Here is a 26,060-nt window from a genome sequence, read left to right on the forward strand (position 1 = left end):
ATATATATATATTTATATATGAAACTATTCATATATAAAACTAGTTAAATAGTTAAATAGTTGTTGTCATAGTGCGGGTTTGCGAGATTCATGAATATGCAATATAGCTACTAGCGTATTACAAAATAAAAAAGGTGCCCATACACCTTTTTTATTATTCTTCTACAAATTCTATAATATCTTTACCAAGCTTACTTACTCTTGCTAGTGAATATACTTCATAACCTTTATCTTCAAGATTTTTACGACCTGGTTGGAAGGATTTTTCTATGACTATTCCAATTCCTGCAACCTTTGCTCCAGCTTCTTCTACCAATCTTATAGCGCCTTGTGCTGCTTCTCCATAGGCTAAGAAATCATCTATTATAAGTATATTATCCTCTGGTGATATAAATTTCTTTGATAAAGTTAACTCATAATCTACAGCTTTAGTAAAAGAATGTACTGTAGTTTGATATACATCTCCACTTAAAATCTTAGATGTTTGTTTCTTTAGTGTTACCATTGGTAATTCCATTTGAAGTGCGGTCATAACTGTAGGAGCTATCCCTGAACTTTCAATGGTAAAGATTTTAGTTATTCCATGGTTTTCAAAATGTTCTTTAAATGTTGTTCCTATTTCCTGCATTAATTTAGCATCTACTCCATGGTTTAAGAAAGAATCAACCTTTAATACAGATTCATTTAACGCATGTCCATCTTTTAATATACGATTTTTTAAAGTTTCCATTATGCCACCTCACTTTTTTCTACTATTATTTTCTCTACTTTATCTTCTTTTAATACTAAATTTAATATTAAAGCAGTTATAGTTCCTGTAGATATTCCTGATGAGAAAATCATCTTTAATCCTTCTGGTAATTGTGCTATAACATCTGGCCTAAAGGTAACTCCAAGACCTAAAGCTATAGATGTAGCTATTATAAGTAGATTTCTTTCAGTAAGTCTTACTCTACTTAAAGTCTTTATTCCTGCTGCTGCAACAGTTCCAAACATTACTATTCCAACTCCACCAAGAACTGGTTGTGGTATTCCACTTATTAGACCTGCTAGTTTAGGTAAGAAACCTAAAATCACCATAATTATTCCTGCCATAACTGCAACGTGTTTGCTTGCTACCTTTGTTAATGCTATTAATCCTACATTTTGGCTAAAGGTAGTATTTGGGAAAGAACCTACTACTCCACCTAACATACTTCCTATACCATCTGCCAATACACCAGCACCCACACGTTTTTCATCCATGTGTATCTGAGAAGTTTCTCCAATAGCCTTAAGACATCCAACAGTTTCTATAGTAGTTACAAAATAAGCTGGAATAAATGCAATTACAGCTTTTATATCAAAGGTCACTCCATATTCAAATATTTTAGGGAAGGAAATCCAACTAGCTTCTTTAATAGCTGTAAAACTCACTAAGTCTAAAGGAATACAAATTATATATCCCGCAACCATCCCAATTAAAATAGATGCACTACTAACCATACCTTTTCCATATCTATTTAAAATCAAGGTAAAAATTAAAACAAACATGGCTATTGATAAATTCTTAATACTACCATAATCTGCAGCTCCAACTCCACCCGCAGCCCAATCAATAGATACTGGTAATAATGTAAGTCCAATCAAACATACCACTGTTCCCGTAACTATTGGCGGAAATAATTTCATAAGAGGTTTAATAAAGTAACTTAAAATAATTTCAAAGAATGCTCCTAAAATAGTAGCTCCAATTATTCCTGGAAGTCCAAGTACTGTTCCCACTGAAATAGCTGGTGAAACGAAGGTAAAGTCTGTACCCATGATACAAGCAACCCTTGAACCTATAACTCCGAAACCTCTAGCTTGAATTATGGTTGCAATACCAGAAGCTAAAATTGTTGCACTTATTAATGTTGTAGTTATTTTTGCATCAAATCCTAATGCACTTGCTATTACTAGAGGCACTACTACTATCCCTCCAAAAGCTGCAAATATATGCTGTAAACCAAATAATATCTTTTTAACTAAAGTTGGGTTATCATCAACACCATAAGTTAATTCAATATCATTAGTTAATAGTTCTTCATTATTCATAAGTTCATCTCCTTTTAGATATTGTTTTAATTTTATCTAAGGGTTAGCTACTTCCTTAGATTTATTTAAATCAAAAAATAAAAGCACCTCAATAAAAATTGAGGTGCTGTGATTCATCACTATAATGCCTATAGTTATAATAAAATACAACTCCCCGTAGTCTGCAAATTTATGGTTTGCAGGTAGAAACTTTCGGACCATATTACCGATTATATACGAGTCTTACCAATTGTATTGTCATTATAACACGAACATTTATATTTTACAACCAGCTATTGTTAGGATTATTTGTAATAATAAGTTTACTGTTACATTGATTGTTCTTTTATATTTTCCACTGATTTTTCTTTTCTTCCTTCAATTATATTTTGTAGATTTTCCCCTGCATTTTTAAATACTATTGATATTGCTAAAAATACAAGAAGAACAATTCCAAGGATTAAGAAATCTTTTCCGACTATTCCATAATTAATTGTATTGGCTGAAATAACTTCTCTTAATAATTCTACACTATAAGTAAATGGCATATATGGATTAATCACTTTAAAGAATTTAGGTACTATCTCTAACGGGAATGTACCTGCACAAGCTGTTAGCTGAAGTATTAATAATACTATTCCTAAAAGTCTTCCTGCATCTCCAAATAGGGATATTAAACATTGAATTATTGCTATAAATACCAATGATAAGAATACTATGGATGCAAAATACATACCTGTACTTGTTGGAGTTAATCCTAGTCCCATTACAACTGCACTTACAAGTAATGCTTGTAATAAACCTATAAATCCAAAGGATAAGTATTTACCTATAACTTTATCAAACTTGGATAAATTAGCATCATCATCAGTTTTAGCTGAGATAACGAAGAACATCATTATTGCACCTATCCATAAAGATAGCGATATAAAGTATGGTGCAAAACCTGTTCCATAGTTAGGCACTTTATTTATTGGTTCATTTTTCATATTTATTGGAGCTGATACAAAGTCACCCATTTCCTTAGAGGAATTTTTAAGTCCGGATTTCATCTCTCCTGCACCATCTTTTAAAGCAGTTGCAAGCTCATTTGATCCTTTATATAACTTATCTACCCCATCTTCTAATTGTGGTACTTTTCCTGTTAACTCTAACACTCCATCATTTAACTTGTTTTGTCCATCTACTAGTGCATTAGAACCATCTACTAATTGATTTGAACCATTATATAAAGCTTGTATTCCACCACTTAAAGCTGGAACATTGCTTCTTAACTGCCCAAGCCCCCCATTTATTTCACCAGATCCACTACTTAACTTATTAATACCTGAACTTAAAGCAGCCATATTGTCTGATACTGATTTTAATCCTGCTCCAAAGGAACCAGTATTATTTTCATCAAGTCCAGCTTCTAAAGAATTTAATCCTCCACTGATTTTACTTACCCCTTCACTAACTTTATTTACATTATCGGTTAAAGCTATTGTTCCAGTTGCAAATTCATTAACCTTACCAGTGTACATATTTACAGCACCATTAAACTCACCTAATTTATCACCAAACATCTTAGTTCCTGCTTGCAATCCTTGTATCTGCTTTGGTGTTTCACTAGTTGATTCGTTTAAAGCTTGTATCTTTACAAGTGCTGCTTGAATATTTGGATCTTTTGCTACTTCTGGATTTGATTTAACCGCTGTTATAATATCTTTAGATATATCCTTCATTGCTACTGAAGATGTATTAACACCACTTATAAGCTGGTCAACTCCACCTTTAACTGATTGGTATCCATTATTTATGCCTTTTGCAGCCTCCGCAACATTACCGCTAGCAGTTTTTAAGCCTTCTCCACCTTCTTTTAATGTTTTTATACTACTTTCTCCAGCTTTTAATGCACCATTTAGCTCATTAGCTCCATTTTTAAGTGAATTTATAGCTGGATAAATTGTATTACCAAATGCACTATAAAGACTTTCACTTCCCGCTGTTAATGCATTTGATCCATTTGCTGCAGTTCCTAGTCCACTTTTTAATTCTTGCGAACCATTATATAGCTTTTCTACACCTGAACCTAAAGTTGGCACCTTACTATTCACTTCTGATAAGCCATTATTTATTGACTTTATTCCAGAGTTAAGAGCACCTTGTCCATCTTTTAATTGTGCTGAACCATCTCCAAGTTTATTAGCACCTTCCGCTAGCATAGGTACCTTTTCATTTAGTTCACCAATTCCATTATAAAGTTTTTCACTTCCATCAGCTGCCTTTATAAATCCATCTTTTGCTTCATATAACTTATCAAAAGCAACAGTGACATAGTTGTTTGAAATTGTTCCTACAATTTCTTCTTTTAGTAATTTTTCAACCTGTGAATTGATTTGAGCTGCTAAAAAGTTTTTCTTTTCGTTACAAACAAATTGTAAATCTGCTACTTGAGGCTTACCTTCTTTTGCAGCCACAACACTTTTTGAAAAATCTTCTGGAATTACAAATTTAGCATAATACCCTTGTTTTTCTAAACCTTCATTGGCTTTATCATTGCTAGTAAAATCCCAGCCAACCTCTTCATTTCCCTTTAAGTTTTCTACAATGTCCTCACCGTAGTTTACCTCTTTACCATCAAGTAAGGCACCACCATCCTCATTAACTACAGCTATGGTCATGTCTTGAATTCGTGCATAAGGATCCCAAAATGCATCTAAGTACAACAGTGAGTATAGTAATGGTACTATAATAATTGCAATAACCGATACTCTTATGAATCTGTTCTTAAAAATGCTTTTTATATCCTTACCGGCAATTTTTAAAAAGTTCACACTATCACCTTCTTTAATTTTTTATACTTTACAGTCAATATTATATATATACTATTTTTGCACTGACTAGTCAATATTATTAAAGAATATTTTTACTGTTATCCTTTTCAAAAATATTAAAAAAGAGCTCTCTAACTTGCTATTCTCCTAGTTAGAAAACTCTTCTATTAAAATTGTATATTATTTTTTATTTATATTTCATATCTCAAGATAATCTTATGTCATAGTTAATGTAATCCATAAATTTTTCTACTACTTCATCATGATTATAATTATCATTATTTATAATTTCATAGAGTGCAGATGAAAATAATACCCCTATAAAGCAGTAACTTAATATATCTGAATCTTCGTCAGAAATATTTCTACTCTTTGTAATTCCTTCTAAAAATTTAGAATTCATATTAATTAAGTTCATTACCTGCTCTCTTATTTCTTCATGACGTTCCTTTTGTCCCCATACCTGACTCATTATTACTCTAAATAAATCCTTATTAATATACACATATTTTAACTGAACCCTAGCAGATTCCTTCAATCTTTCTATAGGATCACTTATTTCTTTTATGGATTCTTCAACTTCACTGTTTATTAAATCAATTCCTGTCTGTACGACAAAATAAAATAATTCCTCTTTACTTTTAAAGTGATAATATAAAGTTCCCTTTGCAACTCCAGCTTCGCTTGCTACTTCATCCATAGTGGCACTCTCGTAACCATTGCTTGAAAATACTTTTATTGCGGCCTCAAAAATAATTTTTCTAGTCTTATTCATAATATACGCTTCTATCTATCATGATATGAAGCAACACAACTCCTTATAATTTATATTTTATCTTTTAGTAATATAAACATTATTATATCATAATATTTATATACTACTAAATAATAAACTAAAATAAAATTTCCAATAATGATTTTAGGAGTCACATTAATTGTATATGTCCGAAAATTCTATATTACATTTTTCTACCTTTGAACTTATCATTTCACTTTTATGAGGCACATGGTCTTTTTCACCCTCCTCCATTTCTACAATCCTTATTGGAAGATAAAATGTAAATTTAGTACCTTCACCAACCTTGCTTGTCACATTAATGCTACCACCATGCATTTCAATTAAGGATTTAACCAGTGATAATCCAATTCCACTACCTTCATATCTTCTTTCTGAAGTATCATCTGCTTGAATAAATCTATTAAATACCAAATTTACCTTTTCATTTTCTATTCCTTCTCCATTATCCATAACTGATATAAAGACTTTTCCATCATCAATACCTAAATATACTTCAATTCTTCCATTTACCTTTGTATACTTAATTGCATTGGATAATAAATTAAGCATTATTCTCTCAATTTTGTCTGGATCACAAGCAATTATTTCTTCTTCAATTTCTGTATCAAATATCAATTCAATTCCTTTATTTTCCACATACTGAGCTACAGAAATGGTGATATCTTCTACTACATTAACAATATTATGATTTTCAAGTTGTAATTTATAATATCCTGCATCTATCTTAGTTATATCTATTAGATTATTAACAAGCCTTAATAATCTATAAGAATTTTGTTTAATAGAATTCATGTATCTTTTTAAAGCCACACCTTTATCAGCATGAATACGCTCTTTTTCTATATTACTATTTATCAGTTGCATAGTTGTAAGAATAATATTTAAAGGAGTTTTAAATTCATGAGATATATTTGAGAAAAACTCACCTTTAATTTTCTCTAATTTTATTGCTTCTTCATAATTTTTTCTTTGCTCTTCTAGTTGATGCTGCTCTGTTACATCCTTACCTGTACATATAGATATTCCTCTACTTTTTAAATATCTACTATTCCATTGAATCCACTTTGAATCTCCATTTTTGCACATAAGTCTTGTCTTAAAACTCATTATCTTTTCTTCTGTTTTTAACCTTTTAATAAATTCGTTCTTTAATTCTAAATCCTCTGGGTGAATTATATCTGTCCACTTCATCTTTAAAAGTTCCTCTTTGCTCCATCCTAAGGTCTTTTCCCACCCTGAATTTAACTTTCTATGGTTTCCGTTTTCTCCAATTATAACCATCAAATCAATAGCAGTGTCTAAAAATAACTGTAGCTCACTTTCTGTTTCCATACGTTTTTTAAGTTCTAATTTAATCTCTTTAGATAAAATATCATTTTTTATTATTACTGCGATTTGATTACACAATACTTTTATAAAATTATGGCTATTTAGTTTTTTATCATCGATTTCACTATATAAGAAACTCATTACACCGATAATTCTATTATTATATTCAAGTTTATATATTCCAACAAATTTTACACCTTTTTTTTCTAATATGTCTTTATTAGGATAATTTTTTCTTTCGCACAGTGGCTTTAATCCCTCGCCACCCTCTTCTATAAATAATCTATCCAATTCTTCATAGGTTATTGGAAACTCTATATTGTCAATATCTATTTCATTATATTTTCCTAGATAACATTTACAATTAAGTTTACCTGCCTTATCATCATAGGCCCATATATTTATAGCATCTGCACCTAGTTTTTGGATAATATCTTCTTTTAAATTATCAAATCTTCCACTACTTTCATTATAACCATTGCTTACTACTTCACTTAAAGCATAAAATTGCTTATGACTATCTAACAATTCTGATTCTATCTTCTTGTTAAAAGTTATATCTCTTGAAACACCAATTATATACTTTACTTCTCCATATTGGTCTAATATTGGAGCCTTATAAGTTTCAAGCCACATATCACCTTCTGAATTATGAATTGCTCTTTCATATAGTATTGGTCTTTTATCAATAATTACTTCATGATCTGTTTCACTTGAATAATCACATAGGTCTTCATCACAAAAGTTCCAGTCATAAGATCCTATAACCCTCTCCTTATCAACATCCAAGTTTTTTACATATTGAGTATTTGCATATATATATTTGCCCTCAACATCCTTCATCCACATGCTATAGGGTAGCTTGTCTAGAAGTATTTCTAAATTTCTTTTACTATATATTTCTTTTTCTTTTAACGTAACAAAAAAAGCTGATTCTCCGCACCACATTCCTTTGTTAACATTTACATCACAGTGAATTTTGCCTAACCCTTGTAAAGAAAGCGTATACTCTATAACTCTATTAGTATACATTTCAAAATTACATATAAGTTCCCTTAGTATATCCCTATCTTGCTGTAAAGCTATGTCTCTATAAGATTTTTGTAAGTCTTTTTCATTTAATTCAAACCGTTCTATTAACTTAGAGTTTGCAAATAGAACTTTTTCTTTACTATCAACTACTAATATCATTTCATCTAGACTATTAAAAACCTGCTCCATAAACTTCCATCTCCTTTATTATATCTTTCTTCACTGCACTGAAATTATTATAAAAGTTAATTTTTATGACTTTTTATCATATATGTATATTTATTTATATTATATCTCCATATTTCTCTACAAGTGTATATTCACACTACCAATTATACATTTTAAAGTAATATATTACAATATATAGTAACAAATTAATGACATGAATTATTATATATTGGATTATTTTGTAGTATTTTATCTTCTAAATTGCTTATTTCCTTATAAATTAGAGAAAACAAGAGTAATTTACATCTATTTTACTCTAATCAGATTATATGGCACTTTTTAACAATACCATTTAAATCAGTACTAGTGTATCATGTAATTAAGACACTATAACTGATAAGATGAGGTGATGAAATGGAGTTAGAATTAAACTCAAAGGAACCTATATATATTCAGATAAAAAATTACATGAAAATGAAAATTGTTTCTGGAGAACTTAAAAAGGGGGAGAGATTATTGTCTGTTAGGGATTATGCCAGTGAACTCAAAGTTAACCCAAACACTATATTAAGAGTTTATTCTGAGCTTGAAAATGAAGGATTAATAAATACTCAAAGGGGTATCGGAAAATTTTTAACAGAGGATGAAGCTATAATAGATAATCTAAGAAAAGAATATTCTAAAGAATTACTAAGAGATTTTATCCATAAAAGTAAAACCTTAGGGTTTTCTAAAGAAGAAATTTTAGAACTAATTATGAATATGTATGAGGAGGAATAATCTTGAAGAATGACGCAACTACCATAGTAACTAAAGATGAACTTTTAAATAATGTTGATTTAAACACATTCAGTGATAATGTACTAGAAATAACTACTCTATCCAAAAATTTTGGAGCTAAGCATATTTTAAATGAAATAAGTTTTAACTTGAAAAAAGGTAAAGTTCTTGGAATCCTTGGACCAAACGGTCAAGGAAAAACAACCTTGTTAAATGTTATATCTGGACTCTTTAAACCCACTCTAGGAACTGTAACTATTAACGGCATGTCAGTTGGAAGGGAAACTAAACAGTTTGTTTCATATCTACAGGAAAAAGATTATCTATTTAAGTGGATGAAAGTAAATGATGCTCTTAAGTTTTATAAAGATTTCTTTTATGATTTTAATGAATCTAAAGCTCTAAGCTTATTAAAATTTATGAATATCCAAACAGATGCAAAACTTAAATCATTATCTAAAGGAATGTTAGAAAAGGTTGCTCTTAGCCTAACCTTAAGTAGAAATTGCAACTTATATATCCTTGATGAACCTATTTCTGGAGTTGATATTATAAGTAGAGATAAGATAATTAATGCAATTATAGATAATTTAGATAGTAATGCTTCAATGATAATTACAACTCATTATGTAGGAGAACTTGAGCAGATTTTTGATGAAGTAATATTTTTAGGTGATGGCTCAATAATTGAAAAAGGCGATGCAGAAGAATTACGTATAAAGTACGGTACATCTATAGACAAAATATATAGAAAGGTATTTGCAGAATAGGTGAATATTATGGAAAATAAAATAATTAAAAGTAAATCAATAAAAATGAAAAATATTTTTAGTATAGCTAAATATTCTTTTAGAACCTTGAGAATTATGTATTTAATAGAAGCTATTATTCTAGTTTTAGCTCTTGGGTCAAGTTCATTTTTGTCTAAGTTCACTCAAGGGTTAGATCTAATACCAGCTGTTTCAATTCTTATCGCTACAAATTTTATAGCTCATATAATAATATTTTCTATGCAATTATCAAAGGAATATGGGCGACTTTTATTTTTAACTCCTATATCTGGTATAGATTTTATTCTAGGTAATCTTTTAGAATTAATTTTTATAAATCTTTTTATTACTATAATTGTAGCTTTAGGTGCTATGGTTAACTCTGGCAATTTTCCATCCATAGTTCTTAATATTTCATTATCTATGTCCTTAGGTACTATTATAAGTTATTTAATTATAACTGCATTAATCGCAATACTAGGTTCCTATATTAGAAGCACTGCTTTATGTGTATTGGCTGTAATAGGTGCTAGTATTGTTGGAAATATTATTTACTCCTTTATAGCTAATTTAATATTATACTTTTTACCTTATATGTATATGACCATAGGTAAATATGGAGCTATTGAATTAGATATATTTGCAATAATTATAGATATATTAGCCCTAATTATACTTCAAATAGTTGCTGCCAATAGAATAGACAAAAAACTAGATATAATTTAATTAATTTATTAAAATAGAGGTGTTTTTTATGAAGAAGAAACTTTTTATTATAATTCCTACTCTAATACTTACGACTACTCTTCTTGTGGGTTGTAATGTAGAGTTTGGTGTGAAATCTCGACCTAAGAATAGTAATTCAGTGAATTTTAATAATGATAAATTATTTGGGAATCTAGGTACAGACTTTCTAGATAATTTAGATGATATTAGTAATAACTTTGATGACTTTGATAATAATGGAAATTTAACCACCTATGATGAAGACATATCCAAAACCATTCCTATGAAAAATATAGAAGATATAGATATTGAAATCCATGCTTCTAATGTAAATATTAACTCTGTTGATAGTTCAGATTTTACTATAACTTGCAGGGGATCTAGTTCCTTTGTAGATAAAACCACAATTGATGTTATAGGAAATACCCTCAACATTAAAGAACATGGTTTAAATTCTTCTATAAACTTAGGCTTTTTTAATAAATCTACATCTAGAGAAATTACTATTAATATTCCTAAAGATTTTAATAAGGATTTAGAATTACATGGTGGTGCTGGTAACATTTCTATTAATGGAATAAATATTAATAAATTAAAGGTTGAAGGTGGTGCTGGAAATCTTACCTTGAAAGATATAGTTTTTCAAGATCTAAAGCTTGAACAAGGAGTTGGAAATACAACCATAGATCTTTCTAGCAAATGTGGTGATATAGATATTGATGGTGGTGTAGGTAATCTTTCCATTATCTTTGCTGAAGTTGGAGGAGACTTAACTTATGATGGTGGTGTAGGTAAAACTGTTATATCTATTCCAAATAATTCTCCTGTAAAGCTAGCTACTTCTACTGGTATAGGTAGCATAGATATAAATGCCAAAACTTCTGGTGAAGATATATACACCTTTGATCTAAATGTAGGAGTAGGTAATCTGATTGTAAACTAACTAATTTATCATAAAATAACGTAGTGTGAAAAAATATTGAGCAAGTACTTATATTATTAAGGCTAAAACGCCTCGTAATATTAAAGTACATGCTCAATATTTTATTTAAGATTATTTATATATTTTTATAAAAGTCCTTTGTATTATATTGTAGACAGCATTTATTCTAAGTATGTAGATTTATAACATAATTCTACATACCTATAACAGTAAGGCCTACTGCAATTATCACTCCTGAGTATAATAAATCTATTATACAATATCCCATAATATCCTTTGCTCCTAGACCTGCTATTCCAAGTGCTGGCAAAGCCCAGAATGGTTGAATCATATTTGTCCACGCATCTCCCCAAGCAATTGACATTGCTGTTTTAGCCGTACTTACTCCAAGTTTTGCTCCAGCTGGCATCATGATAGGCGCTTGTACAGCCCATTGTCCACCACCAGATGGTACAAAGAAATTAACTAATCCTGCACTTAAAAATGAGAACATTGGGAATGTAACTTTATTAGAAATAGTTACAAACACATTTGACATTAACACAGCTAAAGATATCCCCTCTGCATTTGCTCCTGTCATCATTCCCATTATACCTGCATAAAATGGAAACTGAAGTAATATAGGACCAGCTCCTTTAGCTCCATCCATTAAAGCATTTATAAATCTCTTAGGAGTTCCATGTAACAAAATACCTAAGAATAAAAATATAAAGTTTACTATGTTAAGGTTTAAATTAAATCCGGAAGTAATAAAATAATATATTATATAGGTAAATCCCATTATTGAAATTAACCAAGTAACTATCTTACTATTTTCTAACTTATCAGCTGGAGTCATATTTTCTTTTGGCATCTCTACAAACACTTCTTCATCCTCTAATAATCCTTTATCTATAACTACAACACTGCCCTTATCTGGGTGCATTGCTCTATTTATAAGTGGTAGAGTTACTACTAAAACGCCTACTATAACTAGATTAAATATTGAAAATATAGTCTCACTAGTTGGTACTCCTGCAGCACTTACTGCTCCTGCTGTAGCTTTAACTAAAGATTCTCCACCAGTAGCAAGAGTTAATGGAATTGATGCTGATAGTCCAGCATGCCATAATAAGAAACCTGAATAAGCTGAAGCTATTAGAAGTCTATAGTCAACACCATCTACTTCCTTTGCAAGTTCTTTTGCAAATATTGCTCCTATAACTAATCCAAATCCCCAGTTTAATATACATGCTATAGAAGATACAAAAGTAACTAATAAGATTGCTTGGGTTGGTGTTTTGGGTATTCTAGCCAGTTTCTTTGTGATTTTTTTAAATGCTGGTGCACTAGCTAAGGTATGACCAAAAACAAGAACCAATGCCATTTGCATTGCAAATGCTAATAAACTCCAAAATCCATTTGTCCAATGAATAATCATAGATAATGGAGATTGTCCTGTGAATAAAACACCTGAAATAAAGATTATGAAAGTTAAAATGATACAAAATAAAAATGGATCTGGTAGGTAATTTTGAACTAATTTAACGCAACCATTTGTAAATTTTTTAAACATTTTCTTTCCCCCTTAATAAATATATGGATTTCTTTATATCAGCAAATAGTTATATTTTTTATGTAGCTATTTGTTGCTATCAATTATATTGCTTTCATTTGAATAGTTAAATTTTTAACTATATTGGTTGTACCATATTTTTATACATGAACATTATTCTACTTAAACACATGTATACCCAATCCATGTTTAGTATACCATATTTTCAATATTTTTTAAATATACATATTACTTTTTTTTAAATTTTATTACTTATTAATACATATATAATACTTTTTTCATACAACTTAATACATAGTTCTTTATTTTATTAATACATGGAGTGAGTATATTCTATTACTATATTTTTCAATATAACCACTTAAATTTTAAAATTGAATATCCATTAAATTCATTAAATATTATTTTGTAATTTGAGTAAACTATATAGAAAATAGAATTAATTTTTACTTTTATTTTTTATAATGATTTCTACTATATGATACTAAATTTCATTTAAAATAATTTTATGGGAGGCGATTTTTATGAATAAAATAGGTGATGAAGTTAAAAAAGGTATGAATAAAGTTACTAGTGAAGTTACGGATATGTATAATGAAGTTAAAATTCAGTATGGTGAAAAAAAGGAAGATATTAAAGAATTTATTTCAAATAAGAAATTTGTTCACGACCTTAAAAATCAAATGAAAGATGAAGTTAGAGAAGAAGGTCAATTAGCTAAAAACCTGTACAATAAAGCTATGGTTGGAGGAAAAACAATAGCTAAAGAATTAAAAAATGATGTGAAAAATCAAATGAAGAACTAATAAACATGAAAGTTAATTTAGGTCTATACTGATATAACTACTTTATATATCAATATAGACCTAAAAATTTCTATTAATTATTTTTTTACTTCTTGAAGAATTTCTTCTATTTCACTAATACATCCTCCACAAACAGTTCCTGCTCCTGTAGCTTCCATTATATCATCTACAGTCTTAGCACCATCTTCAATGGCTTTCTTTATAGTATTATAGTCTACATCTTGACAAGTACATATAATTCTATTTTCTGACATTTATTTTTCCTCCTTAATATAGACATATATGATTAACATAATTAATCATATATAATGTAATTATTCTATAATAGTATTACTATAAATCACATTTCAATACACTATATTTTTAGATTTTAGATTTACAGCCAATGAAATTGTTTGTAACATTAAAACATATTATTTATTTGATTCAATTAAACTCTCAATAACACATTTACATTTTCCACATGCTGTTCCTGCCCCTGTAGTTACACCTACTTTTTCTACGGTAGTATCTCCATTTTGTATTGCTTTTACCACCTCTTCGGTAGAAACATTTCTACATGTACATACATCACCTAATATTTTTTCAATTCTTTCAATACATCCTCCGCAAACATCTCCTGCTCCTGTAGCAGCCTGAATATCTTGTACTGTTCTAGCCCCTTGAGCCATAGCTTCTCTTACTTGAGCATAAGTAACTCCATTACATAAACATACGATTTGTTCTAGTGACATTTCATATTCCTCCTTAAATCTCTTATTTATATATTTCCATTATAACCTAATAGTTTTTATTAATCAATATTTATTATTATATATTCACTATTCATCGTCCATGGTTGATGTAGCTACAATTCTATTCTTTGTTATTTTTAATAATATATTCAGTATAGAATTTATTTGCGCCTGCCGGAAATTTAAAGAGTTCTTCCTTTCTATTCATTGACAACCTTTCTCAACTATGATAAAGTATGGATTGTTGAAATATAATAACATATGAATGATATTGGTTTTCAAAGGAAGATGGATGAAATTTCCACACAGTACCGCTACTGTAATTAGGGAATATTAATTATTTATACCACTGAACTTTTGTTTGGGAAGGTTAATTAATATAATGATCTATAAGTCAGGATACTTACCAATATTAAAAATATCGATACTCTTCGAGTAAAGAGTGATATTTGCCATGACAACTATACTTTTATTGTCTATGGTTTTATCAAGAGTATCCTTATATTCATACAAATTATAATATTTAACTGATTATAATTATAATGTTAAAGGAGAATTACAATGAAACACTTAAAAAAAATCACTTCACTTCTATTGAGCTTATTACTTATCCTTAGTCTAGTAGGTTGTAGTAATAACAAATCTGATAAAAACACTTCTTCTGAGAAATCTAATTCATCTAAAAACGAATCTAAAGATTCTCATTATCCAGTAACAATTGAAACTTATAACTTCACAAAAGAACCTATAAAACTAACTTTTCATAAAGCACCTGAAAAAGTTTTTGCTGTATATCAAAACTCTATAGAAACTCTTCTTGCTTTAGGTCTTGAAGATAAAATAGTAGCTGCTGCTGGTCTTGACCATCCTGTAAAAGAAGAATACAAATCTGCTTTTGAAAAAGTTAATTATTTAAAGGAATTTACTCCTTCAAAAGAAACTGTAGTTATGTCTGAACCTGACTTCATTCTTGGCTGGTATTCACTTTTTAAGGATAAAAATCTTGGTGATGTATCTTATTGGAATGATAATGGTACTAATACATATATGTCTTTAAATAGTGGTGTTGCTGAAGAGAAAACTATTGATAATGAAATTACTGATATATTAAACTTAGGAAAAATTTTCAATGTTGAAGATAAAGCACAAGCTCTAGTGAATAAAATTACTGAAGCCGCTGAAAATACTGCTAATTCAGTTAAAGATAAAGAAAAGCAAAATGCTTTAGTTGTAGAATTCTTTGATGATAAAATCAGCACTTATGGAGCTAGCACTTTAGCTGGTGATATGATAACAAAACTTGGAGCTAATTTATTAAATCCCGAAGGAAACAGTATTGGTAAAGAAGACTTAATAACTCTTAACCCTGATTGTATATTTGTAGTTTATATGGATAGAGGCGATGAAAACATTCCTCAACAAGAAGTAGATAAAATTTTAAAAGATGAATCTCTTCAAACACTTTCAGCTATTAAAAATAAAAGAGTATATCCTATATCTTTAGGAGAAATGTATTCTAGTGGCATCAGAACTATAGATGGAATAAATACTTTCTCTGAAGGTTTATATGGAACTTTAGGTAAGTAGTAATTATGATGATTAAAAATAAAAATTTACACGAAGCTAGATATTCTAATATTTTTAAGAGAATGCCTATTTATATAGGTACTTCTCTTGTTCTTTTAATAATACTTATTCTTTCAATAGGACTAGCTGTTACTATTGGCTCAGTAAATATATCCATGAAAGAAGTATATGGGATTATTCTTTATAAACTTTTTAATATAGGTGAGATCTCTACAAGTGCTGCTAAAATAGATGTTATATGGTTGATTAGAATGCCTAGAACAGTTTTAGCTATAGCCGTTGGAATGGGATTATCCGTAATTGGAATTGTAATGCAAGCCATTGTTAAAAACCCGTTAGCCGACCCCTATATTTTAGGAATATCTTCTGGAGCATCCCTTGGGGCTACTTTAGCAATTCTACTCGGTATTGGCGCAAGTTTAGGTAGCAGTTATATTGGAATAATGGGATTTATAGGCGCTTTTTCTATCTCAATGCTAGTTTTAATGCTTTCTAATATAGGTGGAAGAACGAATTCTGTAAAATTACTTCTTTCCGGAATGGCTCTCAGCTCTGTATGTAGTGCATTTTCAAGCTTTATAGTTTATATTACCAATGATTCTCAAGGAATGAAAAACATTAGTTTTTGGCTTATGGGTAGTTTAGCTGGTGCTAATTGGAATGAAATTTCTTTTATACTCCCTATTATTTTTATAGGAACATTATTCTTTATGACCCAATATAGAACTCTAAACCTAATGCTTTTAGGTGATGAAGTATCTGTTACTTTAGGTACTGATTTACATAGATTTAGAATCATTTATTTAATTATTACTTCTTTAATGATTGGTGTAATAGTATATTCCTCAGGTATGATTGGATTTATTGGACTTATAATCCCCCATATAGTTAGAATACTATTTGGTACAGATCATAAAAAAATAATTCCTATAGGAGCTATACTAGGTGCAATATTTCTAATTTGGGCAGATGTACTATCTAGAATTATAATAAAAGGCACCGAGGTTCCAATTGGTATATTAATTTCTATGGTAGGTGCGCCTTGCTTTGTATCGCTTATGATAAAAAAATCCTATGGATTTGGAGGTAGCAATTAATGCATATTTCAACAGAAAACATAAAAGTTAAAATTGGTGATACTGATATTCTAAAGGGTATTAATATTAATGCTAATAATAAAGAATTCATAGGAATTATTGGACCAAATGGTAGTGGTAAGTCTACCTTATTAAAGTGTATCTATAGAAACTTAAAACCCAATAGTGGCATAATAAAATTAGATGATATTGACTTAAGTAAAATTACAGTAAGAGAAAGCTCTAAAAAATTAGCTGTTCTTTCTCAACATAATAATTATAATTTTGATTTTTCTGTAAAAGATATATTACTCATGGGTAGGTCTCCACATAAAAAATTTTTAGATAGAGATACAAAAGAGGACTACGATATAATTTATGATGCCTTAGATAAAGTAGGAATGGTAAATTTTATAAATAGAAGCTTTTTAACTCTTTCCGGTGGTGAACAACAACGTATTATTCTTGCTAGAGCATTAGCACAACAAACTGAATGTTTGATCTTGGATGAGCCAACTAATCATTTAGATATAAAATATCAAATTCAGCTTATGAGTATTGTAAAAAATCTTAACATAGAAGTAGTGGCTGCAATTCATGATTTAAATATTGCAGCAATGTATTGTGACAAACTTTATGTTTTAAAAGAAGGTATAATCGTTGCTTATGGTACACCTAAAGAAATTCTTACTTCTAAGTTAATTAAAGATGTTTATGGAGTTGACTCAGTGATTATAGAAAATCCTACAACTACTTTATTAAATATTTGTTATAACCCTATGTAACAATAAAGGGTATCTCCACAACTTGAGATACCCTTTATTTTATCCATAATTTATTTCATTATTATAGTCTAAAAAATATTTCTACTTACTTACTTTAAAATGATTAATTAATTGCGATAAATCATGACAAGATTGTGATAATTCTTCAGAGTGTTGTGCTATACTTCCAAATACAACGCTTTGTTCATCTATAGAAGCACTAACTTCTTCAACGGTAGATGCATTCTGTTGTGCATTATTTGAAATGTCTTCTACTCCACCTAAGATATTTCCACTATAGTTATTAATATCTTCTGTTCTATGACTTGTTTCTCTTATTAATTCAACTATTTCTTGTAACTCATCATTAATAGAATTAAAAGATTGTTCTGTACTTAATACAGCATTTGCAGTTTCTTTGTTTATATCATTAGCATAAAGTATTGCACTTTTCACATTATTAGTTTCTTTATTTATATTAGTTAAAGATTCCTTAATCTTATTTGTTGCATCACTAGATTGCTCTGCTAATTTTCTAACTTCTTCTGCTACCACAGCAAATCCTTTTCCAGCATCTCCAGCTCTGGCTGCTTCTATACTTGCATTAAGAGCTAGTAAGTTAGTTTGATCAGATATATTAGTTATCATATCGATAACCTTATCTATTTCTTGTAGCTTGTAAACTAATCCCTGGAATATGTCATTTACCTTATTAAGTTCAGTAGTGTTTTCATTAATTTTTATATTTAAATTACTTACATTTTCTAAGCCTAATTCTGATGCTGCTGTAGAAGAATTGGATAGTTCATTCATTTTATTGATAATATTATTAATATCTTCAATGGATTCATTAAGTTTTTCTACCTTGTCTACTATACCTACAATAGTCTCTGCTTGATTTGAGGTATCTCTAGCTATTTCTGCAACTGCAGCATTTATCTCTTCTGTTGAAGCTGTAGTTTCTTCTGATATAGCACTTAGATTTTCACTAGCACTATTGATTTGATATATAGATTTTTGTACATTAGATACTATATTGTTAATATCCTTAACCATGCTATTGAAATTATTAGTTACTTGTCCAATTTCATCCTTCAATTTAGATTTTATATCTACTGTTAAATCACCTTCTGCTACTAACTTTGCTTCCTTGGATAACTTAACTAAAGGATTAGATATTCTTTTTATAAGTATAAATAATATTATAGCTAATACTAGCATCACTACAAAAGTTATAGCCATAGTAAAATTATTAATTTCAATTATGCTAGCTTGCATATCTTTCTCATTATATACAGCTCCTACTTTCCAATTGAAGTTTGGTATAGTATAGTAATATACTTCTAAATCTTCCTTACCTTCATTAAATTTATAAGAACCTGATTCTGATTTGAAGATCTCACCAAACATAGGTTGCTCTTTTAGGTTTTCATTAATTAATTTTGGATGGTATAGTGCAACTCCTTCATTACTAACTAAAAACGCATAACCTTTGTATCCTACATTATGCTCTTTAACATTGTTTAAAGAGTTTTCTAGAGATAAGTCAACAGCTAATACGCCCTTTACTTTTCCATTTTCAACTATAGCTTTTGCTGCTGTAATTACTGGAACATTATTGTCGGCATCAATATATGGTTCTGTCCATATTACATCTTCTGGACTTTCTGATGCCTTTATGTACCATTCTCTTTGGGTTACATCATAGTCTGCTGGCACTTCCCATGTAGGTTCTGCAAGCATACTTTTATCTTGAAATCCTACATATATGCTTAATATCTGTGAGTTAGATTCAGTATAATTCTTAAATAATGATGATACCTCTTCTAAAGCTACAGAATCCTTAAGCACTTCCTTATTAAAAGCACTTTCTTCTCCAATTAATTTTAAATCTTTTTCATACTGTAATAGCTCCTTTTCAAAGGACTTTCCTAATTCTGCTACTACTGTAGTTCCTCTTTCACTTGTATCTTCTTTAAGATTTTGTTTCATTATTATAGTAGTTGTTAATTGAGTTGTTAACATTCCAACTAACACTATGCCTACTATAAACACAGTCATTTTAGTTCCTAAACGCTTAAACTTAAACATAATTCTCCCCCTATAATTAATTCCAGTCTTACATATAAGTCATTGCTACTCAACACATACAATTTTACTTTTTATATATTATTTTTTTTCTACAAGCATATATTTCATATCCATCTCCTTTCTTAGTCTAATTTTAAACTTCTTCAATATTCTATAATATATAACTATATTAAAATTAAATAGTAATGTTATTAATAAAAATATATAATTTTTTTTTGTTTATTAAAGGTTACACAATTATAATCGTATCAACGGAGTTATAATAAACACTTTAGTAAAAAAAAACATCCTATGTATACGCAAAAAAACTATTAATATGTAGAATATTAACAGTTTTTGTAATATGTTGATTATTTTTCCCAAATTTCTTCTATAAGTTTATTTACTTCTTTGTTAGCCTCTTCTATAGCTTCTCTTCTTTCTTCTTCAGTAAAACCTGTTCCATCCACCAATAGTTCCTCAAATTTCTTAATTCCTATATACTTCATTATATCTCTTACATAATCAAGTCCTTTATTAAAAATAGACCTTAACATCCATGGAATAGGTGCTCCTGATGATTGGATATATACCATAGCCCTTGGTTTGTCATTTAATAGTCCTTCCATTTTGTTTTCTGATATTTTTATAGTTTTTCCATCCATAACTATACAATCAATATATTCCTTTAATGGAGCTGGAAAGGAAAGACTCCACATCGGCGCTGCTATTACATATAAGTCAGCTTCTTTGAATTGATCCACAAGTTTTACAATTTTATGAACTTCTTCTTGTTGTTTTTCATTCAACTTACTAAAATCTTCTTCCTTAATCATACAATTTCTTTTTTCAAAGTATTCGTACTCAAGTCTAGGTATGTGACACTGATAAAGGTCTAATTCTTCTAGAATAAACTCCTTATGATTTTCTAAAAATTTATTTACAAATGTTCTACCTACTGTTTTACTAGCAGATAACTCTTCTGGTTTAGAGTTTACAGTTATATACAATAACTTCTTCATAAATTTCACCTCTATAATTATTAATATTGCTATTCTTTGCTTTAAAGCTTAAAATATTCATAACTATTTAGGGGAATATAAAAAAATACAGGGATACTTCAAATATACTTTGAAGTATCCCTGTAAACTACATTTTTGATAAGTCAGCAGATGGACCAAACATTTCATAATTTATATAATGCTCTGACACTCCCATTGCCTTTAAAGCATCATATATCATTTTCATAAACCCTAAAGGTCCGCAGAAATAAAATTCTTCATCCTTGGATAGATTTTTTTCAATCCATTCCTTAGTTAAATATCCTTCAAATTGATAATCTTCTCCAAGTTTATCATTGTCTAATGGCTTACTATAGAAAAATTCTACGTCTACATTATCATATTTTTTAGCTAAATCCCTTAGCTCATTTTTAAAAGTATGAACATTTGAATTTATAACTGCTTGAATAAATTTTACCTTTCGTCCTTCTTCTATAGCCTTATAAAGCATAGACATCATAGGCGTTATTCCAATTCCACCACTTATAAGCACTAAGGGTTTATTGTTATCCTTTAATATAAATTCACCTAATGGTTCTGTTATTTCTACTTCATCATTTACATTTATATTATCATGAAGATATCTGGAAATTAATCCTTTATCTTCTCTCTTAACACTTATTCTATAAAAATCTTCTCCTGGCTTCATAGATAAGGAATATTGTCTAACCTCACTAGATTTATCCCCTTCAGTTATTGGTTTTATAGAAATAAATTGTCCAGCTTTATGTTTTTTTAAAACTTTTTTATCTACAGAAGCTAAATAAAAAGATGTAACTACATCGTTTTCTTTAACCTTATTAAGCACTTTAAATTTACTAAACAAATTACTTTCCTTCAATTCTTCAAACATCTCTGATCCCACGCCACAGACTGGACAAACAAAATCACTTGGTAATTTTTCACCTTCATATATGTATCCACATACTTTGCAAATAAATTTTTTCATGTTGAATTCCTCCATATATACCCTATATTATAACTGTAATTTTCCTTATAGCTATATACATATAGTATTACTAACTCATAAATTAGTCAATAATAGCTATTATTAAACAATAACTTCAACATCGCATTCCTTTGCAATATTAGTATATAAATCCAATACTTTATCTGCCTTATAAAAACATGGAAATTTTTTATTATAGTTACCCCATATAGTAAATGGGTATTTTGTGAAATATACAGTACAGAATAGAACTTCTCTAGTACTTAATCTAGTTATAAATGGTATGATGTCTTTAGTTAACTTAAAATAAATTGTGTCTCCCTGTAAAGTGTCCTTAATACTTTCCATTATTTCTTTATCTTTTTCTTCCAATAACCCTATTAGTCTTTCTTTATCTTCTTTTTCTAAAGTAGAAAAATATAAATCTACAAAGGAGTTATCCTCACCATTTAATATTATAACTTCCTCCATAAATTTAATTATATTTTCTTCAGCATCCTCTAAAGTTTTGCTTTTTAACATTGCACTCTTATAATTATTAAATCCTTCATTAATGTTGTTAAATCTTATATTAACTATTTCTTTAAACTTATTCTCATTTACTGGATGTAATAAATTATTCATCTTAATCCCCTTCTATAATATGAGTTTCACTCACAAATAAATATTATGTAATTATATCTAAAATATATTCATAATAATATGATTATTATATAAGTACTAATTTATAATAGTTTTAATATACTTTATATGAACTCTAAATTTAAATTCTATAGCATTAAGGAGGTGAAAATATGTCAAATATATCTACCATTAAATTAAAACCATTAATAATTAGTTTAATACTCAGTTTAGGAACCGGATTTCTCTCTTCACTGCTTACAAGAAATAGTAGAGAAGTTTATGCTAATCTTATAAAGCCTAATTTAGCGCCTCCAGCTATTGTCTTTCCAATTGTGTGGACTATTCTTTTTATACTTATGGGTATTTCTGCCTATATAGTTTATGAATCAAATTCTCCATATAAAGAATATAGTCTTAAACTTTATATAGTTCAACTGATAGTCAACTTCTTTTGGTCTATAATATTTTTCAACTTAAATCAATTTACCTTTGCTTTCATTTGGATTTTAGTATTGATAGTATTAGTTTCCTTTATGATATTTAATTTTTATAAGATAAATAAATGTGCTGCATATTTACAGATACCATATCTTTTATGGCTAATATTTGCTGCGTACTTAAATTATAATATAATTCTTTTAAACATTTAAATATATTCAAATTTTAATTGCTACTTGCTACCACTCTATTATTTTACATTACATCACTTTGGAACTTATTACGCAAGAACAAATAAGATTAAATATAAATATTTTCTCACAAAACAAGGAATACCATATAAGAGTATTCCTTATTTTGTATTTTCCCTAAGTTTCAAATTAAAAATAAATCCTATGTATTTCTTATTGAAATTCTACTAAAAAATCTCTTTTTATTTTACAAACTTCCACCTAACTGAGAAAATACGATTTCTTTGGTATTGCCATCAAAATCTTTTCTTATAAGTACATCTCTTTCATCACATATATATCTTGCATTTTCCTTTTCTAAAATATCCTTAAGAATTTTATCATAATCCTTAGGAAAGTAAAATTTCATAAGGGGAGCTATTATATTTTTATTACTTGAGAAATCACAATAATTTACATAGTCTCCTCTTAGGGTTATATTACACCAAGTTGAATTCTCCGTAATTAATACATCATAGTGCTTAAGCCCCCTTAAGTCTGAGCTATATATTAGAGAGCCCTGGTAATATTCTTTAAAAGAAAATTTCTCCTTTAAAAATTTAAAGTCTTGTAAAAAATTATCTGTAGAGCCCTCTTTACTATTATATTTATCTGTAGAAATTTCAAATTTATCTGAGGCACTTTTTATATAAATATGAGGTCCCTTTACATTTATGGAGAACCCAAAGACCTTTCTCAGTACCTCGAAGGGTATCCCCGTTTTCCCCTCATTATCTATTATTAATTGGTTTAAAGATAAAACTACATATTCATCTCCATTTTTATCTGCCACTAGACCTCGCCCCTAACATTTAATTTAACTATTATCATTTATTTCTATATATAATGTTATATTAAATATTATTTCAATACAATATGAATTATTTAAATTTCAATTAACAAAAAGAAGGGTATAAATTTTTTCCCTTCTCCTTAACTAGTTATACTCTATATAAAGTTTGGAATTGATAAATATCTTTCTCCAGTATCTGGTAATAAAACAACTATAGTTTTCCCTTCATTTTCTGGCTTAAGAGCTAATTCTGTAGCTGCTTTTAATGCAGCTCCTGAAGATATTCCAACTAACACTCCTTCAGTTTTTGTTAGTTCCTTAATTGTATCAAAAGCATCATCATTAGATACTTTTACGATTTCATCATAAACTTCTTTATTTAAAGTCTCTGGAATAAATCCAGCACCTATTCCTTGAATTTTATGAGGTCCTGCTTTACCCTCTGATAACACAGGTGAATCTTCTGGTTCTACTGCTACAACTGACACCTTTGAATTTTTTGACTTTAAGAATTCACCCGTTCCAGTTATAGTCCCCCCTGTTCCAACTCCAGCTACAAAAATATCTACTTCACCATCAGTATCTTCCCAAATTTCTGGTCCTGTAGTTGCTTTATGAATTGCTGGATTAGCTTGATTTACAAATTGTCCGGGAATAAATGAATTTGGAATTTCACCAGCTAACTCTTCAGCCTTAGCTATTGCTCCCTTCATTCCTTTAGCACCTTCTGTTAAAACAATCTCAGCTCCATAAGCCTTCATCAAGTTTCTTCTTTCAATACTCATAGTTTCTGGCATCACTAATTTAATTTTATATCCTCTTGCTGATGCCACTGAAGCAAGCCCTATCCCAGTATTTCCACTAGTTGGTTCAATAATAACGGAATCTTCATTTAAAATTCCTCTAGCCTCTGCATCATCAATCATTGCCTTTGCAATTCTATCCTTTACACTTCCTGCTGGGTTGAAATATTCTAATTTTGCAACTATAGTTGCTTTTAAATTATGCTTTTTATTATAATTTGAAAGCTCTAGCAATGGTGTATTTCCTATTAATTCTGTTAAACTCCTATAAATCTTTTTCATGAGTAATTCCTCCCTATATTTTATTAAAATTTAATATTATTTTTTATTTAAAGGTTTTGCAGCTATTCCTACTACAGTTGAATTTTCTTCTGTAGATTGCAGTACTACTGAGTTAGCTCCTATTTTGGTTCCTTTACCAATATATATATTTCCTAGAACCTTAGCACCAGCTCCAATAATTACATCCTCTCCTATAGTTGGATGCCGTTTTCCCTTTTCATTACCCGTTCCACCAAGTGTAACTCCATGATACATAGTTACATTATCTTTAATTTCTGCTGTTTCACCAATTACCACCCCCATTCCATGATCAATAAATAAACCTCTTCCTATTTTAGCTCCTGGATGTATTTCTATACCTGTAATAAATCTACTGATATTTGAAATAAATCTTGCTAAAAAGAATAATTTTTTTTCTATATAAAAAATTAGATATTCTATAAAATATAAGAGACTTTATGTGAGGATATAATAAAAATATCTCAATCCTACTTCTAGCTGCAGGATCTCTTGGAAAAACTGAGTCTATATCATATTTAAGCGATTTTAAAAAGTTCATAATATATTTCCTCCATAAAATTTTCAATTGTAAAACTATAAATCAACAATATACTTATTTTTAATCTAAATAATTAACTTCATACTATATTTAAGCTATTTTAGAGATAAAAAAAAACGCCTCTAAGATAAACTTAGAGACGGATAATATCCGCGGTTCCACTCTATTTGGTAAAAAAATAACCCCACTCTTCAAGTACTATCATACTCTATTAATATAACGGTTAAAACCGCGATAGCCTACTTAATTCGGTATCGTACTCCAAAGGGCACTTCATATATAATTCCAATAAATATCCTTTCAGCTAATGG

General features: G+C 29.0%; 23 protein-coding genes, 1 pseudogene, 2 riboswitches and 1 other annotated feature (1 of these 27 running past the window's edge). Of the genes and pseudogenes, 9 read left to right on the forward strand and 15 right to left on the reverse strand.

Features of this window, described 5'->3' with window-relative positions:
* Positions 1–154 precede the first annotated feature (154 nt).
* The 5 genes from IO99_RS07465 to IO99_RS18365 all read right to left on the reverse strand — a co-directional run bounded on the left by IO99_RS07465 (position 155) and on the right by IO99_RS18365 (position 8,220).
* On the reverse strand, positions 155–730 hold the full coding sequence (locus IO99_RS07465; RefSeq protein WP_035132017.1) for a xanthine phosphoribosyltransferase: 576 nt from the start codon (positions 728–730) through the stop codon (positions 155–157).
* Positions 730–2,076 carry a uracil-xanthine permease family protein gene (locus tag IO99_RS07470; RefSeq protein WP_035132019.1) on the reverse strand — a complete coding sequence of 449 codons (1,347 nt, stop codon included), beginning with the start codon at positions 2,074–2,076 and terminating at the stop codon, positions 730–732. Before IO99_RS07470 ends, IO99_RS07465 begins: the two co-directional genes overlap by 1 nt.
* A 137-nt stretch (positions 2,077–2,213) precedes the next feature.
* Positions 2,214–2,315: riboswitch (purine riboswitch) on the reverse strand.
* Positions 2,316–2,384: 69 nt separating this feature from the next.
* Entirely contained in the window at positions 2,385–4,871 is a 2,487-nt protein-coding gene (locus IO99_RS07475) for a YhgE/Pip domain-containing protein (protein ID WP_035132022.1), read from the reverse strand.
* A 205-nt stretch (positions 4,872–5,076) separates the two neighbouring features.
* Positions 5,077–5,646, reverse strand: a complete 570-nt coding sequence (locus IO99_RS07480) for a TetR/AcrR family transcriptional regulator (protein WP_035132024.1) — start codon at positions 5,644–5,646, stop codon at positions 5,077–5,079.
* A gap of 156 nt (positions 5,647–5,802) precedes the next feature.
* Entirely contained in the window at positions 5,803–8,220 is a 2,418-nt protein-coding gene (locus IO99_RS18365) for a PAS domain S-box protein (RefSeq protein ID WP_051823992.1), read from the reverse strand.
* Between the two features lie 393 nt (positions 8,221–8,613).
* On the opposite strand from IO99_RS18365, the gene IO99_RS07490 reads away from it, so the two are divergent.
* From IO99_RS07490 to IO99_RS07505, 4 genes are read left to right on the forward strand one after another with little or no spacing between them, the layout of a single operon-like run.
* Positions 8,614–8,979, forward strand: a complete 366-nt coding sequence (locus tag IO99_RS07490; RefSeq protein ID WP_035132027.1) for a GntR family transcriptional regulator — start codon at positions 8,614–8,616, stop codon at positions 8,977–8,979.
* Positions 8,980–8,981: 2 nt separating this feature from the next.
* Positions 8,982–9,749, forward strand: a complete 768-nt coding sequence (locus tag IO99_RS07495) for an ABC transporter ATP-binding protein (RefSeq protein WP_242844107.1) — start codon at positions 8,982–8,984, stop codon at positions 9,747–9,749.
* A 9-nt stretch (positions 9,750–9,758) separates the two neighbouring features.
* A complete protein-coding gene (locus IO99_RS07500; protein ID WP_035132029.1) occupies positions 9,759–10,475 on the forward strand; it encodes a hypothetical protein in 717 nt (238 codons plus the stop codon).
* A gap of 28 nt (positions 10,476–10,503) precedes the next feature.
* On the forward strand, positions 10,504–11,418 hold the full coding sequence (locus IO99_RS07505; protein ID WP_035132031.1) for a DUF4097 family beta strand repeat-containing protein: 915 nt from the start codon (positions 10,504–10,506) through the stop codon (positions 11,416–11,418).
* A 193-nt stretch (positions 11,419–11,611) separates the two neighbouring features.
* On the opposite strand, the gene IO99_RS07510 is transcribed toward IO99_RS07505, so the two are convergent.
* Entirely contained in the window at positions 11,612–12,973 is a 1,362-nt protein-coding gene (locus IO99_RS07510; protein ID WP_035132033.1) for a short-chain fatty acid transporter, read from the reverse strand.
* A 524-nt stretch (positions 12,974–13,497) separates the two neighbouring features.
* On the opposite strand from IO99_RS07510, the gene IO99_RS07515 reads away from it, so the two are divergent.
* Positions 13,498–13,779, forward strand: coding sequence for a hypothetical protein (locus IO99_RS07515; RefSeq protein ID WP_035132035.1), 282 nt, complete (start codon positions 13,498–13,500; stop codon positions 13,777–13,779).
* Between the two features lie 77 nt (positions 13,780–13,856).
* On the opposite strand, the gene IO99_RS07520 is transcribed toward IO99_RS07515, so the two are convergent.
* The gene (locus IO99_RS07520; protein ID WP_035132038.1) at positions 13,857–14,033 is read right to left on the reverse strand and encodes a (2Fe-2S)-binding protein; all 177 of its coding nucleotides are present in this window, start codon (positions 14,031–14,033) and stop codon (positions 13,857–13,859) included.
* A gap of 159 nt (positions 14,034–14,192) precedes the next feature.
* On the reverse strand, positions 14,193–14,513 hold the full coding sequence (locus IO99_RS07525; protein ID WP_035132040.1) for a (2Fe-2S)-binding protein: 321 nt from the start codon (positions 14,511–14,513) through the stop codon (positions 14,193–14,195).
* Positions 14,514–14,768: 255 nt separating this feature from the next.
* Positions 14,769–14,938: riboswitch (cobalamin riboswitch) on the forward strand.
* Positions 14,939–15,074: 136 nt separating this feature from the next.
* Between IO99_RS07525 and IO99_RS07530 the strand changes: the two genes are divergently transcribed.
* The 3 genes from IO99_RS07530 to IO99_RS07540 are packed head-to-tail and all read left to right on the forward strand — an operon-like array spanning position 15,075 to position 17,961.
* On the forward strand, positions 15,075–16,100 hold the full coding sequence (locus IO99_RS07530) for an ABC transporter substrate-binding protein (protein WP_035132041.1): 1,026 nt from the start codon (positions 15,075–15,077) through the stop codon (positions 16,098–16,100).
* Between the two features lie 8 nt (positions 16,101–16,108).
* Complete coding sequence (locus IO99_RS07535; RefSeq protein WP_242844110.1) at positions 16,109–17,197, forward strand: FecCD family ABC transporter permease; 1,089 nt, start codon at positions 16,109–16,111, stop codon at positions 17,195–17,197.
* Entirely contained in the window at positions 17,197–17,961 is a 765-nt protein-coding gene (locus IO99_RS07540; RefSeq protein ID WP_035132043.1) for an ABC transporter ATP-binding protein, read from the forward strand. Before IO99_RS07535 ends, IO99_RS07540 begins: the two co-directional genes overlap by 1 nt.
* An 81-nt stretch (positions 17,962–18,042) precedes the next feature.
* Here the strand turns inward: IO99_RS07540 and IO99_RS07545 are convergent, their stop codons facing one another.
* The 4 genes from IO99_RS07545 to IO99_RS07560 form a co-directional block, all read right to left on the reverse strand.
* Positions 18,043–20,031 carry a methyl-accepting chemotaxis protein gene (locus tag IO99_RS07545; RefSeq protein WP_035132045.1) on the reverse strand — a complete coding sequence of 663 codons (1,989 nt, stop codon included), beginning with the start codon at positions 20,029–20,031 and terminating at the stop codon, positions 18,043–18,045.
* Positions 20,032–20,381: 350 nt separating this feature from the next.
* On the reverse strand, positions 20,382–21,032 hold the full coding sequence (locus tag IO99_RS07550; protein ID WP_035132047.1) for an FMN-dependent NADH-azoreductase: 651 nt from the start codon (positions 21,030–21,032) through the stop codon (positions 20,382–20,384).
* Between the two features lie 127 nt (positions 21,033–21,159).
* The gene (locus tag IO99_RS07555) at positions 21,160–22,020 is read right to left on the reverse strand and encodes a rubredoxin-like domain-containing protein (protein WP_051823993.1); all 861 of its coding nucleotides are present in this window, start codon (positions 22,018–22,020) and stop codon (positions 21,160–21,162) included.
* A 102-nt stretch (positions 22,021–22,122) separates the two neighbouring features.
* Positions 22,123–22,644 carry a hypothetical protein gene (locus IO99_RS07560; protein WP_035132050.1) on the reverse strand — a complete coding sequence of 174 codons (522 nt, stop codon included), beginning with the start codon at positions 22,642–22,644 and terminating at the stop codon, positions 22,123–22,125.
* Between the two features lie 170 nt (positions 22,645–22,814).
* Here IO99_RS07560 and IO99_RS07565 point away from each other — a divergent pair, with 170 nt between their 5' ends.
* Complete coding sequence (locus IO99_RS07565) at positions 22,815–23,294, forward strand: TspO/MBR family protein (protein ID WP_035132052.1); 480 nt, start codon at positions 22,815–22,817, stop codon at positions 23,292–23,294.
* A gap of 226 nt (positions 23,295–23,520) precedes the next feature.
* Here IO99_RS07565 and IO99_RS07570 read toward each other — a convergent pair whose 3' ends face one another.
* The 3 genes and pseudogenes from IO99_RS07570 to epsC all read right to left on the reverse strand — a co-directional run bounded on the left by IO99_RS07570 (position 23,521) and on the right by epsC (position 25,749).
* Entirely contained in the window at positions 23,521–24,105 is a 585-nt protein-coding gene (locus IO99_RS07570) for a hypothetical protein (protein WP_035132054.1), read from the reverse strand.
* A gap of 155 nt (positions 24,106–24,260) precedes the next feature.
* On the reverse strand, positions 24,261–25,190 hold the full coding sequence (gene cysK, locus IO99_RS07575; protein WP_035132056.1) for a cysteine synthase A: 930 nt from the start codon (positions 25,188–25,190) through the stop codon (positions 24,261–24,263).
* A 36-nt stretch (positions 25,191–25,226) separates the two neighbouring features.
* Positions 25,227–25,749: pseudogene (gene epsC / locus IO99_RS07580) on the reverse strand (serine O-acetyltransferase EpsC).
* A 132-nt stretch (positions 25,750–25,881) separates the two neighbouring features.
* Positions 25,882–26,060: a binding site (T-box leader), on the reverse strand; it runs 53 nt beyond the window's last position.

Origin of the sequence: Clostridium sulfidigenes, from assembly GCF_000732635.1 — a bacterium.
In the GTDB taxonomy this organism is placed as follows: domain Bacteria; phylum Bacillota; class Clostridia; order Clostridiales; family Clostridiaceae; genus Clostridium_J; species Clostridium_J sulfidigenes.